The sequence below is a fragment of the Nocardia sp. NPDC058640 genome, from assembly GCF_042716995.1.
Taxonomy (GTDB): Bacteria; Actinomycetota; Actinomycetes; order Mycobacteriales; family Mycobacteriaceae; genus Nocardia.
Map to the genome: position 1 here is coordinate 286782 of NZ_JBHXRG010000002.1, position 14317 is coordinate 301098.

13 protein-coding genes are annotated in these 14317 nt (G+C 66.7%); 7 read left to right on the forward strand and 6 right to left on the reverse strand.

Features of this window, described 5'->3' with window-relative positions:
* Positions 1-12: 12 nt before the first annotated feature.
* The 4 genes from ACFWU5_RS06080 to ACFWU5_RS06095 all read left to right on the forward strand — a co-directional run bounded on the left by ACFWU5_RS06080 (position 13) and on the right by ACFWU5_RS06095 (position 4235).
* Complete coding sequence (locus ACFWU5_RS06080) at positions 13-993, forward strand: helix-turn-helix domain-containing protein (protein WP_379241466.1); 981 nt, start codon at positions 13-15, stop codon at positions 991-993.
* 159 nt (positions 994-1152) lie between these two features.
* Complete coding sequence (locus ACFWU5_RS06085; RefSeq protein ID WP_379241467.1) at positions 1153-2118, forward strand: helix-turn-helix domain-containing protein; 966 nt, start codon at positions 1153-1155, stop codon at positions 2116-2118.
* 169 nt (positions 2119-2287) lie between these two features.
* Positions 2288-3250: a helix-turn-helix domain-containing protein gene (locus tag ACFWU5_RS06090; protein WP_379241468.1), complete on the forward strand. Its 963-nt coding sequence runs from the start codon at positions 2288-2290 to the stop codon at positions 3248-3250.
* A 106-nt stretch (positions 3251-3356) separates the two neighbouring features.
* A complete protein-coding gene (locus ACFWU5_RS06095; RefSeq protein ID WP_379241469.1) occupies positions 3357-4235 on the forward strand; it encodes a nitrilase-related carbon-nitrogen hydrolase in 879 nt (292 codons plus the stop codon).
* 24 nt (positions 4236-4259) lie between these two features.
* On the opposite strand, the gene ACFWU5_RS06100 is transcribed toward ACFWU5_RS06095, so the two are convergent.
* A complete protein-coding gene (locus tag ACFWU5_RS06100; RefSeq protein WP_379241470.1) occupies positions 4260-4595 on the reverse strand; it encodes a metal-sensitive transcriptional regulator in 336 nt (111 codons plus the stop codon).
* A gap of 132 nt (positions 4596-4727) precedes the next feature.
* On the opposite strand from ACFWU5_RS06100, the gene ACFWU5_RS06105 reads away from it, so the two are divergent.
* Positions 4728-5534, forward strand: a complete 807-nt coding sequence (locus tag ACFWU5_RS06105) for an S-methyl-5'-thioadenosine phosphorylase (protein ID WP_379241471.1) — start codon at positions 4728-4730, stop codon at positions 5532-5534.
* Between the two features lie 60 nt (positions 5535-5594).
* Here the strand turns inward: ACFWU5_RS06105 and ACFWU5_RS06110 are convergent, their stop codons facing one another.
* Complete coding sequence (locus ACFWU5_RS06110) at positions 5595-6578, reverse strand: GAF domain-containing protein (protein ID WP_379241472.1); 984 nt, start codon at positions 6576-6578, stop codon at positions 5595-5597.
* Between the two features lie 105 nt (positions 6579-6683).
* Here ACFWU5_RS06110 and ACFWU5_RS06115 point away from each other — a divergent pair, with 105 nt between their 5' ends.
* Positions 6684-7244 carry an NADPH-dependent FMN reductase gene (locus ACFWU5_RS06115; RefSeq protein ID WP_379241473.1) on the forward strand — a complete coding sequence of 187 codons (561 nt, stop codon included), beginning with the start codon at positions 6684-6686 and terminating at the stop codon, positions 7242-7244.
* A 112-nt stretch (positions 7245-7356) separates the two neighbouring features.
* Here ACFWU5_RS06115 and eccE read toward each other — a convergent pair whose 3' ends face one another.
* On the reverse strand, positions 7357-9000 hold the full coding sequence (eccE, locus tag ACFWU5_RS06120; RefSeq protein ID WP_379241474.1) for a type VII secretion protein EccE: 1644 nt from the start codon (positions 8998-9000) through the stop codon (positions 7357-7359).
* Positions 9001-9113: 113 nt separating this feature from the next.
* On the opposite strand from eccE, the gene eccB reads away from it, so the two are divergent.
* Positions 9114-10592 (forward strand): type VII secretion protein EccB, encoded by a 1479-nt coding sequence (gene eccB, locus ACFWU5_RS06125; RefSeq protein ID WP_379266315.1) that lies wholly within the window; start codon positions 9114-9116, stop codon positions 10590-10592.
* Here the strand turns inward: eccB and ACFWU5_RS06130 are convergent.
* The 3 genes from ACFWU5_RS06130 to eccD form a co-directional block, all read right to left on the reverse strand.
* Positions 10589-11335, reverse strand: a complete 747-nt coding sequence (locus tag ACFWU5_RS06130; RefSeq protein ID WP_379266316.1) for a potassium channel family protein — start codon at positions 11333-11335, stop codon at positions 10589-10591. The genes eccB and ACFWU5_RS06130 overlap by 4 nt on opposite strands.
* Positions 11336-11398: 63 nt before the next feature.
* The gene (gene mycP / locus ACFWU5_RS06135; RefSeq protein WP_379241563.1) at positions 11399-12802 is read right to left on the reverse strand and encodes a type VII secretion-associated serine protease mycosin; all 1404 of its coding nucleotides are present in this window, start codon (positions 12800-12802) and stop codon (positions 11399-11401) included.
* A 29-nt stretch (positions 12803-12831) separates the two neighbouring features.
* Positions 12832-14301 (reverse strand): type VII secretion integral membrane protein EccD, encoded by a 1470-nt coding sequence (eccD, locus tag ACFWU5_RS06140; RefSeq protein WP_379241477.1) that lies wholly within the window; start codon positions 14299-14301, stop codon positions 12832-12834.
* Positions 14302-14317 lie beyond the last annotated feature (16 nt).

Sequence of the window (14317 nt, forward strand, 5' to 3'; positions counted from 1 at the left end):
GGTCGGCTGCGGATGCCCATCGAAACGACGACGCTCGATTTCTCGTCGCCGACGCCGCGCGGTGCGGCTGTGGACGAGTGGGAAATGTACATGTCGCAGTCCTACGTCCCGGTCTCCGTCGACCCACATCCCGAGCGACCCTTCTACGGCCGCGTCACCTCGGGCACGCTGCCGGGTCCGGCGGATTTCACGCTGGCGACATTCGCGGGCAGCCATCAGGTGATGAGTTGCTCCAGGTCGCAGGCCCGCGCAGGCGAGGGATATCTGCTGGCCAGCGTGCATATCGACGGCCAGATGTGTATGAACCAGGACGGGCGCAGGGCCCCGACTCGTGCCGGTGACATGGTCTTCTTCGACACGTCCGTTCCGTACCACTGGGACAACGGGCCGGATGACTGGAGTGGCGGGGCAGCTTTCGAGGTGGTCATCGTGCAGGTGCCGTTGCGCTTGCTGCGGGCGCAACCGGGACTCGATTCACTGCGGCTACCGACCGCGGTGACAGTGCCGGCCGACAGTCCCGCGGGCGCGGTCGCGGGCTTTTTCCGCAGGCTCGCGCGGTTCCAAGTGGAAGCGCCGGCCGAAGCACAGACGTTGGCAAGCAGCGCGCTCGGCATGATCGGCTCCGCGGTGCTGCTGGCCGCGGGGAAACGGCCGGTCGACGAGCCTGCCGATCAGCTCAGTCGCGAACACGTGATGACCTACCTGCGCGAACACTGCACGGATCCCGGATTGACCATCGACGAGGTCGCGGCGGTCTGTCATATTTCGCGCCGCACGCTGTTCCGAATCTTCGACGGCGGTGACAGTGTGGGTGCGACCTTGCGCAAGCTGCGGGTTCGGCGCGCGCAGACCATGCTCGCGAGTGCGCGCCGACATTCGTTCGCCGAGGTGGCATTTGGATCGGGCTTCGCTTCGGAGCGGCATTTCTATCGCTGTTTTCGACGTGAAACCGGAATGACGCCGGGTGAATATCGGCAGGTCCATCGCGGATGAGTTTTTCTCCTTCTTGCCTTGCCCGTTCTGGAAATTGCTGAAAGGGGCTTGCGGAGTGGGGTTTTCGCTGGTGTCAACGCGTTGAGGGGGATCGGGGGCGCGGCTATTCTGAGGATGCCGTAGGTACGGCTATGTCTGAATCCTTGCGGGAGGACGCCGATGGGGAACGAACCGACGACGCTCGAATTTTCGGCGGCCACACCCCGTGACGCAGCATTTGAAGAGTGGGAGGCGGCGATGCAGCAGAACTGCCTTCCTCTCGCGGTCACGCCCCGGCAGGGCGCCCCGTTCGCTGGGCGACTCACTTCCAGTTCACTGGATGGCACAACCGATTTCGGGCTCACGGTGATCGGTGCCACGAATCAGGAAGTGCGCCGACGCGATCGTCATGTCAGGGCGGCTGTCGATGAGTACCTGTTCTTCAGCATTCAAACAAAAGGGCAGGCGCGTCTGGACCAGGACGGTCGATCTGTCCTGCTCAATCCGGGCGACACGTCCTTCTACGATACGAGTCGACCGTCTTGCTGGACTGTCGATGGTGCGTGCGAGATGGTGGCCGTGCAGGTCCCGCTCCGTCTGGTTCGCGCACAGCCCGGCGTCGGTCAACTGGTGATACCCACCGCGATCGCGCTGCCTCCGACCAGCGCGGCCGGGGTGGTGTCCACCTACTTTCGCGATCTCGTCCGCATCCGCGAGGAATCGCCTGCCCAAGCCGACATCCTGTCCCGCAACGCCCTGGACCTTGTGAGCTCCGCGGTTCTGCTCGCCACCGGTGAGCACCCGGTTGACGCACCCGCCGACACCTTCGGTCGAGAACAGGTCTTGGTCTACCTCCGCAAACACTGCACCGACCCGGAATTGACTATCGACCAAGTCGCCGCCGCCTGCCATATCTCCCGCCGCACGCTGTTTCGGGCCTTCGTCGGTACCGACGACAGCTTCGGCACGGCGCTTCGTAGGTTGCGTTTGCATCATGCGCGGAAACTGTTGGCCCGCAACAGGACGCAATCATTGCCAGCAGTTGCCTTCGACTCGGGGTTCACCTCGGAGCGACACTTCTACCGCGTGTTCCAACAGGAATTCGGGATGACTCCGGGTGAGTATCGCCGATCGCATATCGGATAGTCAGGCTGCTTGCGGCACTCGCTGTGGACGTCCTGAAAGAGGTTTTCCTATCGAGGTTTTCGCTGGTCATGTGACTTGCTATCGCATTGAGAGGCCGTGTGCACGGGACTATTCTGGGGTGATGCCGTGGTGACGGCTATGCCTGATTCCCGTTTTCCGGAGGACGCCTGTGGCGAACGAACCGACGACGCTGGAGTTTTCGGCTGCGGATTCCCGGGACGAGACGTTCGAGCAGTGGGAAGCGGTGATGCAGCAGACCTATCTTCCGCTGGCCGTTTCGCCTCGGCGGCAGGCTCCGATGTCCGGGCGGCTGACGTCGGGTTCTCTCGACGGCGGAGTCGATTTCGGTCTCACGGAGATTCGCGTCGAGAACCAGGAAGTGCGCCGGGGCGACAGCCATATCAGGGCAGCTTCGGACGAGTACCTGTTCTTCGGCATTCAGACGGTGGGGCGAGCACGACTGGAGCAGGACGGGAGGTCTGTGCTGCTGCGACCGGGCGAGGCAACGTTCTTCGACACCAGTCTGCCGTCGTGCTGGTCTGTCGACGGCGCGTGCGAGATGGTGCTCGTGCAGGTCCCGATTCGGTTGGTGCGCGAGCAACCGGGAGTCGGTCAGTTGGTGATTCCGACTGCGACGGCCATGTCACCGACCAGCGCGGTGGGCGTGATCGCCACCTTCTTTCGCGATCTGGTCCGCGTCCGCGAGCAATCACCCGCGCAGGCGGAGATCCTGTCCCGCAATGCCCTCGACCTGATCAGCTCGGCTGTGCTGCTCGGCACCGGCGGACGTCCGATCGACACGCCCGCCGACGCCTTCAGCCGTGAGCACGTGCTGATGTACCTCCGAAACCATTGCACCGAACCCGAATTGACCATCGACCAGATCGCGGGCGCCTGCCACATCTCCCGACGCACGCTGTTCCGACTGTTCGACGGCACCGGCGAAACTCTCACCACCACGCTGCGCAAGCTACGAGTCCAGCACGCGCGAAAACTGTTGGCCGGCAACAACACGCACTCACCGGCCACCATCGCCTACGCCTCCGGCTTCGCTTCCGAGCGCCAGTTCTACCGCGTGTTCGGTCAGGAAACCGGGATGACACCCGGTGAGTACCGGCAATCACGCCTGTAGATGATCAACATGGCACCGATTGTCAGAACCTTGGCGCGGACGGACTGTAAGTACGTTTGCACTTGCAGCACACTGGAATTCGTTGGACCAGTGAGGAGCGGGCGCGATGGCGATTCGGATTCGGGCGGCGGCGGTGCAAGCGGAGCCGGCTTGGCTGCATCTGCCCGCCGGGGTCGCGCAGACGATCGGGTTCATCGAGGACGCGGGGGCGGGCGGGGCGCAGTTGGTGGCGTTTCCCGAGGTGTTCCTGCCGGGGTATCCGTGGTGGTTGTGGCTGAATTCGGTCGACTGGGGGTCTGAGTTCCAGTCGCGGTATCTGGCCAACGCGATGACCGCCGATGGGCCGGAGATGCGGGCCATCGCCGATGCCGCGCAGTGGGCGGGGGTGTGGGTGGTGCTCGGGTTCGCGGAGCGGGCAGGCGACGAGATCTTCATGTCGCAGGCGATGGTGAGCCCGGCGGGGGTGGTGCAGGTGTCGCGCAAGCAGTGGCCGACGCCGCTGGAACGTGAAGTCTTCGCCGACGGTGTGCTGCCGTCGGTGGTTTACCACACTGAGCTGGGCCGGGTCGGCGTCCTGGGGGGAGCCGATCATCTGTGCCCGGACCGGCGCGTGGACCTGTGGCGGGAGCAGGTCCACGTTGCCGCGTTCTCCGGTTTCACGGTGTATCACGAGGTCAGCGAGGACATCGTGGTCGCGGTGAACAGTTCGGTCGCGCAGCAGTACGCGCGCGACAGCGGGGTGGTGGTGATCGCGCCGACGGCGTTGGTACCGATGACGGGATGGTCGGTGGTGGACGCGCGGTCGCCGCAGCACCTGCTGCTCAGCGGCGGGGGCGGGGTGGCGCGGATCCTCGGGCCGGACGGCAACGACCTGGTTCGGCCGTTGCCGCCGGGCAAGACGGGGCTGCTGTTCGCCGATCTGGTGCTCGACGAAACGGGCAATCCGTGGACCGACGGGCGAACGGACATTCGCGCGGCGGGGTAGGCGAAGTTGCCCGCCGTCAAGGATTCAGCTGCGAACCAGACGTGCGATCGCGTCGGTCGCCTCTTTGATCTTCGCTTCCGCTTCGGGTCCACCGGCCACCGCCGCGTCGACCACGCAGTGCGAGATGTGGTCCTCGAGCAGCCCCATCGCGACAGCCTGCAGCGCCTTCGTCATCGCCGAGACCTGGGTGAGGATGTCGATGCAGTACTTTTCCTCTTCGACCATCCGCTGCAGCCCGCGGGACTGGCCTTCGATGCGGCGCAGTCGCTTGAGGTAGTCGTCTTTGGCGGTGATGTAGCCGTGGCCTGCGTGACCCGCGTGCTCGCCGCCGGTCGCGGTGTCGGGGGTGGGTGTTGTCACCGAAGGTCTCCTCGCCTGCCTGGGTAGCTCGCCTGGCGAACTAATACCCCCCTAGGGTACAGTTTCGCGGCGGAATTGTCAGATGGGTCCCCGGTGATGCGCGCGACCGTGGCGGACGGAAGAATCGGTGGCATGAGTACGCTTGCCCGGCCCGCGCTCGCTGTCATCGGCGGCAGTGGCTTCTATGACTTCTTCGACAACGACGCGGTGCACGTCGAGGTCGACACACCGTACGGCGCGCCGAGTGCGCCGGTCGCGATCGGCGAGGTGGACGGCCGCGCTGTCGCGTTCCTGCCTCGGCACGGCAAGCAACACGAATTCGCGCCGCACACCCTGCCCTACCGGGCGAATATGTGGGCGCTGCGCTCGCTGGGGGTGCGCCGGGTGTTCGCGCCGTGCGCGGTCGGCAGCCTGCGCGCCGATTGGGGTCCGGGCACGGTGGCGGTGCCGGATCAGCTCGTGGACCGCACGTCGGGCCGCGCGCAGACCTACTTCGACGGTGGAGGCATTCACGTGTCCTTCGCCGATCCGTATTGCGATGATCTGCGCGCCGCCGCGGTGAAGTCCGCTGGTGACATGCGGGTCGAGGATTCCGGGACGATGGTCGTGGTGCAGGGGCCGCGGTTCTCCACGCGTGCCGAGAGTCGCTGGTTCGCGGGGCAGGGTTGGGATCTGGTCAATATGACCGGGCATCCCGAAGCTGTTCTGGCTCGTGAACTCGAAATGTGTTACGCGGCAGTCGCTCTCGTGACCGACCTGGATGCCGGGCTCGAAGAGGGCGACGGGGTGCACGCGGTGGATGTGTTCGCGGAGTTCAAGAAGAACCTGGGCCCGTTCAAGGAGCTCATGCGCCGCGCGGTCACCGCGGTCGACGACACCGACGCCTGCGATCGGTGCCGTGTGCACGCCGGGGTGTCGCTGCCCTTCGAGCTGCCGTAATCGCCGCAGCCGGGCGGTGACTTGCAGCGGGCATTCCGGTCGCGGCGCGCCCTGGGCCGATCACCCTTGCGGCGCGGTGACCTGCAGTTGAGCGAGCATGAACGCAGGCACCGCGCCGCCGTCGGGCAACGGTGAGACCTCCACGTCGACGGTGAGCCACCCGCCTTCCTCGGCCGCCAACCGCAACCCGGTCAGCCCGGCTCGGGTGGCGCCGGCCAGGATTTCGGTGCGCAACGCGGCGATCCTGGGCCGGTCGTCGGGGTGCGGAACGGTCCGTTCGTCGACCCCGCGCCAGCGCAGCCCCGGCATCGGCTCGGTCACCCACCGCACCGCACGGACCTGCGCGGTGTCGAGGATGACCAGGAACAGTCCGGGCTGACTCTCACGCAGCAGGTCCAGCGTCGCGGCTTCGAACGACTTCGGTTGCGGCGCAATGCTGTCGGTGACGTCGATGGCGATACCGCGCCAGTCGAACCGTCCTTCGTCGTCGTGACCGTTGCGCGCGGCCACCAGCAGCGAACGCGGGCCGATCCCCGAATACACGGTCGCGATTCCCGACCACCGGCTGCCGGGATCCGAACGCGACAGTGCCGCAATGACTTCCAACGCATTGTCGAACCGTTCGATGCGCTGGAACGGTTCGGCGCCGGTGTATTCGAAAGGCCCCGAACCGAAATGGGGTCCCAGACCCTCGGGTTGGGTTCGCACGATCCGGGCGTGCGAGTCGACCTGGAACGGCGCCACGCTCAGTTCCTCTTCAGGAGCTTTCTCGCCGACCCACACTTTCACCGCATGGGTGGACACCTCCGACCACAGCACCGGTACAGCCCGAAACTGCAATTGTGACCACGGGTTTCGCGACTTCGGCAGCACCTGCTCGACCGGCGCGCCCGTGGCATGAGCGGTCGCGATCAGCGCCTGCAACCGGGACGGGATCGCCCGCTGATACGACGCCCACTCGCGCGGCGACGTCCCCGCGCACAGCATCGACCAGGTATCCGGTCGGCCCAGTGTCTCCACCAGTTGCCAACGTCCGATGATCACGTGCGACCCCCTCGCCCCCATGAAAGCTTCACGAGTGCGCTCCATCGTGCCTGATCCGGCCGACGGGGCAAGTCAGGGGTGGCGGAGTGTCGTTAAGCTCGCGGCATGAATGCACCGCTGCGGTTGGAGATCATCGTCGCCAGCACCCGCCCCGAGCGGTTCGCGGATGTGGTCGCGGGCTGGTTGGTCACCGCGCTGCGTGAGCGGCCCGACTTCGAGGTGGGGGTGCTGGACCTGCGCGAACTGGACCTGCCTGCCGACCTGACCGAAACGCCTGCGGTCGAGGACTTCCGGGCGCGGGTAGGCGCCGCCGACGCGTTCATCGCCGTCACCTCCGAGTACAACCACGGCTACCCGGCCTCGCTGAAAACTGCGCTCGACAGCGTGAAGCACGAGTGGCGGGCCAAGCCGATCGGGTTCGTGTCCTACGGCGGGCTGTCGGGTGGGTTGCGTGCGGTGGAGCAGTTGCGTCAGGTGGTCGCGGAACTGCACATGGTGTCGGTGCGCGAATCGGTGAGCTTCGCCCAGGCCAAACGCCGCTTCGACAAGACGGGCATGACCAACGATGATGCCGCTATCGACGCCTGCGACCGGATGTTGAACCAACTGGCCTGGTGGGGAACGACTTTGCGGGCAGCCCGCACTGTCGAGCCTTATCCGGGCTGATACACGCCGCGGGATCTCCGTCGAGACCGGCGTAATCGTACAATTCGCGCGTTTTTAATCAGTTTTCTGACAAAAAGCGGCCCGATTGTACGATTACGCCGGGTGAATCCGATCAGGCCGACGCCATAGCGCGCTGCCCACGCGGTGCGCCGATGTAGGTGGACTCGCGCGGGATCGACACCAGCGTGAGGTTCACCCTGGTGGTTCCCGTGCGCAGCACCACCCGGTTGCCGATCGCGCCCGGCTGGAAGATCTCCAGGTCGGGGCGGGAAGCGGGCCAGCCGTTCGGGTCGCCGGTGAGGTAGATCGTGGTGACGCCGGCGTGCGGGGCGGGGGCGAGCACACCGTCGACGACCGTGGCGGTGAAACCCGCGTCGGACTGGTGGGTTTCGACCGCGATGGTCAGGCGTTCGGGGTTGCCCACGGTGGTGACCAGCTGCTCCCAGGCCTGCGCCCGGTCGGTGCGCACCAGCACGCGTTCGCCCACGGCCAGCGCGCGGAACACCAACTGCTGCGCCAGATACAGCTCACCGGCGACATACACCGTCGAGATGCCGGTGCCCACGATCCTGGTGGCAACGCCGTTGCCCTCGTCGTCGGAGCCGAGCAGCTGCCCGCAACCCGACGACGGAAGATGCAGGGCACCAATGACATCGATGGGGAACTCGGTGGTCGGGATGGTGTCGTCGACCCCGGGTACCGCGATGGGCAGGTGGGCCAGCAGCGCGTCGCGATGGCGTCCGCGCATGGACACCATGCCCTTGGACTTGGTCTTCTCCGGCAGCTCGCGCGCGGTCAAACGCCATGCGGCACCGACGCTGACGGACTCGGCGTCGCTACCGGGACGCAGTCGCACGGCGACCGTGGTGCCTCGCGAGGGCGCGACCCACAGCTGCGCGAGCAGATCCGAACCCAACTGCTTGGGGTCCACTGCCGCACCGATATTCACCGCGTTGCCGATCTCGGCGTACTTCCACCGCTGACTCAGCGTGCGCGGATCCAGACCGGCGGTGATCTGCTGCACGGCCTTGCGGATCTCGGGCGCGGTCAGGATGCGCGCGTTGCAGTCGGCGTCTTCGAGGGTGCGCATGATCCGCTGGGTGGCGATCGTGACCGCGCGCGACGCACCGTCGACGCCGCCACCGCGACGCTCGGTCGCATCGGGGCAGTTCACCGCGTCGAAACTGATCGCCAACCACACCGTGCGGTGCGCGGTCGCGGGTAGCGGGCCGAGCAGCGATTCGTAGATCGCGCCCGCGGGGGTGCCGGACCGGCTGCGGTGGCCGTGGCTGATGATGTCGATTCCGCTGAGCAGGATGTCGTGCTGGTTCAGGCAGGCGGCCAGTTCGGGCAGCGGCAGCAGGTGCGAGGCGTGCACGGCGGTGCGGGCGATTCGGGTCAGCCCGCCCTTGGGGGCCAGCACCTCGACCACGGTGACCACGCGACTGCCGTCCCAGTACAGGCCCAGCGAGCGGCCGTCGGTGTCACGGAAGTCGACGGTGTCGCCGAGGGTGTAGTCGCGCTTGCCCAGGTAGCGGCGAATGGTCGACAGCCAGTCCAGGATCGTGCGCTTGCCGATCGGGATCAGCGGCAGCAAGGCCACCCCGATGGCGATGCCGAGCGAAGGCAACGGTGCCAGGCCGACGATCAGCGCCACGACCCCCGCGATCAGGCCGAGGACCTGCGCGATCAGTAGGTGCGGCAACGTGATCCGACCGAACAGCGGGCGCGGTCCCGCACCGGTGAACTCAGCCATTCGTTCCTCCCCCAGGTACCCGATTGTCGATCGGCGCCAGGCCGAATGCGAACAACTTCTGCCGGGAACTGTACTGTGTTGCCCGAGCGAGAGCACTGTTCGGGGGAGGAACCATGCCTTCAAAACCAACAACGCGCTGGCAGGTCAGCGGATACCGCTTCCTGGTGCGGCGAATGGAGCACGCCCTGGTGCGCCGGGACGTGCGCATGTTGCACGATCCGATGCGCGCGCAGACCCGTGCCTATGTGGTCGGGCTCGTGCTGGGCCTGGTCGTGTTGGCCGGTTGCGGCATCCTGGCGCTGCTGCGGCCGCAGGACAAGATCGGCGACAGCAAGATCCTGATCGCCAAGGAATCCGGCGGCGTGTACGCGGTGGTCGAGAACGTCGTGCACCCTGCGCTGAACCTGGCTTCGGCCCGGTTGGCCGTGGGTGAGGCGGCCAAGGCGTCGATCGTCAAGGAATCCGAGCTGGGGAAGAAGCCGCGCGGTCAGCTGATCGGTATCCCGGGCGCCCCGTCGTCGATTCTCTACGACAAGGGCGGCAAGGGTCGGGCGTGGACGGTGTGTGATCAGCTCAAGTCCGACGGCAGCGCGGACCTGACTACGTCGGTGCTTGCGGGTGACCCGAGTCTCGGCACGAAGGCGTCGAAGGTCGAAGAAGGCAAGACCATGCTCGTCAAGGGCAAGGACGCGACCTACCTGGTCTACGACGGCAAGCGCGCTCGCGTGAAGATGGACGATCCGGCCGTGACCCACGCGCTCGGTGTCACGACGGTGACCCCGCGTCCGATCAGTGAGGGCCTGCTCAACGCGATTCCCGAAGCACTGCCGATCATCACGCCGGTCATCGTCAATCCCGGTGGCACACCGTCTTACAACGTGAGCGGCCACAAGATCGGTGACGTGGTCCAGGTGTTCAACGAGCCCAATCAGAACTACGTGGTGCTCCAGGACGGACTGCAGGAGATTTCGACGCTGACCGCCCAGATCATCCGCAACTTCTATCCGACAATGATGAACGGCACGACGATTCAGTCCACCGACAAGGTCTATGCACCGCACGTGCAGACGCTGAAGGTGCAGGACTACCCGCGCGACCGGCCCACGCTGATCAGCGCCAAGGATCAGCCGGTGAGCTGCATGTCGTGGAAGCCGATCCCCGGTGCCACCGATAACGCCGACGCCACCGCGCGCGCCGAACTGACCTTGCTGACGGGTATCGATCTGCCGATCCCGGACAAGGCGAAGATGGTCGATCTCGCGCAGGCCGACGGCGCGGGCCCCAATGCCGACACGGTCTTCATCCCGCCGGCCTCGGGTGCCTACGTGCAGTCCACCGGTATCGAACCGAACAGTCGCCGCAAGGACAGCCTGTTCTACATCGCCGACACCGGCGTTCGCTTCGGCATCAAGAACGGCGACGCGGTCAAGGCCCTCGGCCTCGAGCAAGTCACCGCTGAACCGGCGCCGTGGCCGATCATCGGACTGCTCGCGGGTGGGCCGACGATGGGTCGGGAAGAGGCGATGGTCGCGCACGATGGTGTCGCGCCGGATCCTTCACCCGCGAAAAAGCCTGTCGCAACAGTGAATTAGTCCGGTGGGGTCGCCGAGCGCAGTTCGGCGACCTCGGTGCGTAGCGCTTTGACCTCGTCGACCAGTTCGCGCAGCGTGTTCTCGGTGCGGTCGGCGGCGTCGTCGACGGTTTTGAGTTGTTCCACGACCCAGCTGGTCATGGTGCCGATGGCGAACGAGATCAGGCCGATGCCCAGCGTCATCAGGATCAGGGACACGAACCGGCCCTCGGTGGTCACCGGGTAGACGTCGCCGAAACCAACGGTGGTCACGGTGACCGCGGACCACCACAGGGCGTCGCCGAAGGATTCGATCTTGCTGTCGGGTGCGCCGTATTCGGCGTCGAAGAAGGCCAGGCTGGTCAGCAACAGGATGAGCACCGAACTGGTCGCCACGAAGGTCACCAGGCGGGTGCGCGGGTGCGTCGCGCGGTTGAGCGCGTCCAGCAGCAACAGCGACGCTCGGAGTAGGCGCAGCGGGCGGAACGGCGGCACGAGCACGACCAGCAGGTCCAGCGGGTGCTTGCGGATGAAGCGCGGCCGGTCGCTCGACAGCCACAACCTGACCGCGAAATCGACCGCGAACACCACCCAGATCGCGATATCCGCCCATAGCAGACTGGCATCCAGCGTCGGAGACGCGTCGGTGTCGAGCACCCGCCACGCGTACATGATCACGAATACCACCGCGAGCACGATCAACGGCAGATTCGTCGCGCGCTCCCACCGTTGTCTGCGGGTGAGGGGACGATCGGTTGAATTCATGCGGCTACCTGGCTTGATGGGTCACAGACTCCAGGACCGTACCCTGCTCTTCGGTCGATCAGGTCAGAGATCGTCGACCGACATCCCGAACTTGCGACGGATCGGGAACGAAGCCAGCACGCCGAGGACCAGGATCAGCCCGATGGCGCCCGAACCGATCAGTGCCACGTTGCGCGCGGTGTTGTCCGGCGCAGGCGGCGGTGCGGGCACGGCGAGCTGCTGACTGCGCGGCGGGCTCGACTGCTTCGGCGGAAGTTGTTTGGGCACTTCGTTTGTCAGCGCAGCGACCGGATCGACCGCGCCGTACCCGATGTATGGATTCCAGCCCTCGGCCGGTGCGTGCGCGGTGGCCTGCAGTCGTTCGATGACCTGCTTCGAAGTCAGATCGGGGAACCGGTCGCGCACCAGCGCGGCGACACCGGCGACGTACGGCGACGCGAAACTTGTTCCGCTGTAAGGCGAGTACTTGCCCTGACCGTCGTACTTGCCGTCGGAGATGCCGGTGCTGTGCTCGGGTTCGCCGGTGCGGGCGTCCAGCGAGGTGATGCCCTCACCAGGCGCCGCGATCCCGACCCACGGGCCGGGCACGGTGAACGACGACGGCGCGCCGTTGGCACCGATCGAGCCCACCGACAGCACGTACTCGTCGTACCAGGCGGGGTTCACGTAGGTGCGGATGGTGCTCCACAGATCCTGCGCGGGTTTGAGCGGGTCGGGGCCGGGATTGCCGGACTTGCAGGCGTTGTCGGAGTTGCCCGCCGAACTCACGATCACCGCGTCCTTTTCGACGGCCGCGTACCGCACAGCCGCGCCGAGCGCGCCGAACGCGGCTTCACTCGCGGGCGAACCGCTGTTGCACGCGACCAGCGAAATGTTGATCACGCGAGCGCCGAAATCGGCCGCCCGTCGGATGGCGCTGGCGAGCGAGGAGACCTTGCCGTAGCCGTCGGGCATGTCCTCGGGGGACTTGTCGCGTCCCGCGCCCTCGGCCTGATAGAGCGCGCTGGTCTGGCGAATGCTGAGAATGCGGGCCTCGGGCGCGACGCCGGAGAACCCTTCGCCCTTGACCTGGGTCGCGGCGATGATTCCGGCCACGACCGTGCCGTGCACATCGCAGTCCTCGGTGCCGTCGCCACCGGCGGCCACGTAGTCGCCGCCCGCCCACAGATCCGGCAGACGGGGATGCGGTGCCACGCCGGTATCGATCACCGCGACGAGTTGTCCTGCGCCACGGGAGAATTCCCACGCGCGTTCCAGATCCAGCGAGCGCTGACTCGCGGGAATCACCGCGGGCGTGGTGACCGGCTGGGTGCGCAGGCACAAACCGTTGACGCCACTGCCACGTTCGGTCTTGCCCGCGGGCGCGGCGGGATCTCCCGCGGGCAGCAGACCCGGGTCGATCGCAGGGGGTCGATCAGCGAAAGCTGTTCCGCTCACACCGATTCCGGCGTTGAGACCGACGACCATGGTGACGGCCGCCAGTCGGAGGCCCAGCCTCACAGCCCGCGGACCAGCGAGTAGAGATCGGCGACCCAGAACACCAGCGGCAGCACCGCGGCGACGAACGCGTACTCGAGCAGTTCGACCGCGCGACGCATCGGCGGGGTCGCCGACTGGTTCGGCACGATCAATCCCATCACCAACGCCGAGATCAGGATCACCAGCGCGGCACCGAAAACGACCAGGGGCTGGCGCATTTCGACCGCGACACCGATCAGCATCAGCAGCACGATCGCCGAACCGCCCGCGATCAACACGATCGCCTGTTCGGCGCCCGCGTAGGTGCGGCTGCGGAACATCAGCACCGCCGCGCACACCAGCGCCAGCGAGATGCCGGGCCAGTAGGCGTCCTCGGCACCGGCGTTGGTGGCCAGCAGCGCGCCGACCACGGTGACCAGCGTGGTCGCGCTGACCAGGCCTGCGAGGTAGTGACGGGCGCGCTCGGAGCGGGCGCGCAGGGCGTCCAGCGTCGGCAGGGCGCGGTGGTCGTCGGGGTCGTCTTCGGTCGGGTCGATCGGGGTGCCGGGGGAGGGGACCGGTGGCAGCGGCAGCTTCGCCAGCAGCATCGAGATGCGCGGCGACAGCGACAGCCCCGCCAGGCCGATCGCGGCCACCACCGCACCGATCGCCTTGAGCGGCTGATCGGTGAGCAAGCCCACCAGCGCGGCGGGCACCGCGAAGACCGACACGGTCGCCGCCCCGATGAACAGGGCAAGACCCACGCCGGTCACGCGCCAGGCAAGCACCGCGATCGCACCGAGCAACGCGAAGCCGAGCAGCAGGTGCGCGGCGCCGTAATGGTCTGGTACCAGCAGCATTCCGGCGGTGAACGCGGTCGGCAACGCACAGCCCGCCAGCACCAACGCTGCGGAAGCGTCGCGATACATGCGACTGAGCACGGTGCCCGCGACCACGCACAGGATCGACACGAACAGCGCCAGCGACCCCGACACCCAGAACGGCAGCGCGTCGGGCGCGGCCAGCAGGCCGAAGCAGCCCACCAGCATGGTCAGCGCGGCCAGCACCGAACCGGTGATGCGCGCGGTCTTGGGCGTCCAGCTGCGGTAATGGTCGGCGTCGGCGATCGCGACGTTGTACATGATGTCGTCGAACAGGGGAGTGGGCGCGGTGTGCGAGGCGCTTTCCAGCATCAGCAGCTCGCCGTCGCGGACGCCGTGTTCGCCCAGGCTCAGCGAGTTCGAGAACGGCGGGTGGCCGATGCGCGCGAGCACCCACTCGGCGGGCTCGTAGCGTTCGCCGTCGTTGTCGAAGTCGTTGGAGCGGCTGTGTTGCGCGACCATGTCGACGACGCTGGGAATGACGAGGGCGACCGGCACGTCGACCGGGATCGCCATGTCCACCTGCGTGTGCTTGGCCAGGATGGTGACCCGGGCCAGGTCGGGTGCGCGAACGATGCCGCGTGCCGAGTCTTCGTCCACTTGGTGATCGAGCCGCGCGTCCGTCAAAACTCCCCCAGTTCCG

Excerpts from the sequence above, each read along its gene's own strand:
- ACFWU5_RS06080 (WP_379241466.1), top strand. The coding sequence starts at position 13 with ATGCCCATCGAAACGACGACGCTCGATTTCTCGTCGCCGACGCCGCGC.
- ACFWU5_RS06085 (WP_379241467.1), top strand. The coding sequence starts at position 1,153 with ATGGGGAACGAACCGACGACGCTCGAATTTTCGGCGGCCACACCCCGT.
- ACFWU5_RS06095 (WP_379241469.1), top strand. The coding sequence starts at position 3,357 with ATGGCGATTCGGATTCGGGCGGCGGCGGTGCAAGCGGAGCCGGCTTGG.
- ACFWU5_RS06105 (WP_379241471.1), top strand. The coding sequence starts at position 4,728 with ATGAGTACGCTTGCCCGGCCCGCGCTCGCTGTCATCGGCGGCAGTGGC.
- ACFWU5_RS06115 (WP_379241473.1), top strand. The coding sequence starts at position 6,684 with ATGAATGCACCGCTGCGGTTGGAGATCATCGTCGCCAGCACCCGCCCC.
- eccE (WP_379241474.1), bottom strand. The coding sequence starts at position 9,000 with ATGGCTGAGTTCACCGGTGCGGGACCGCGCCCGCTGTTCGGTCGGATC.
- eccB (WP_379266315.1), top strand. The coding sequence starts at position 9,114 with ATGCCTTCAAAACCAACAACGCGCTGGCAGGTCAGCGGATACCGCTTC.
- ACFWU5_RS06130 (WP_379266316.1), bottom strand. The coding sequence starts at position 11,335 with ATGAATTCAACCGATCGTCCCCTCACCCGCAGACAACGGTGGGAGCGC.
- mycP (WP_379241563.1), bottom strand. The coding sequence starts at position 12,802 with ATGGTCGTCGGTCTCAACGCCGGAATCGGTGTGAGCGGAACAGCTTTC.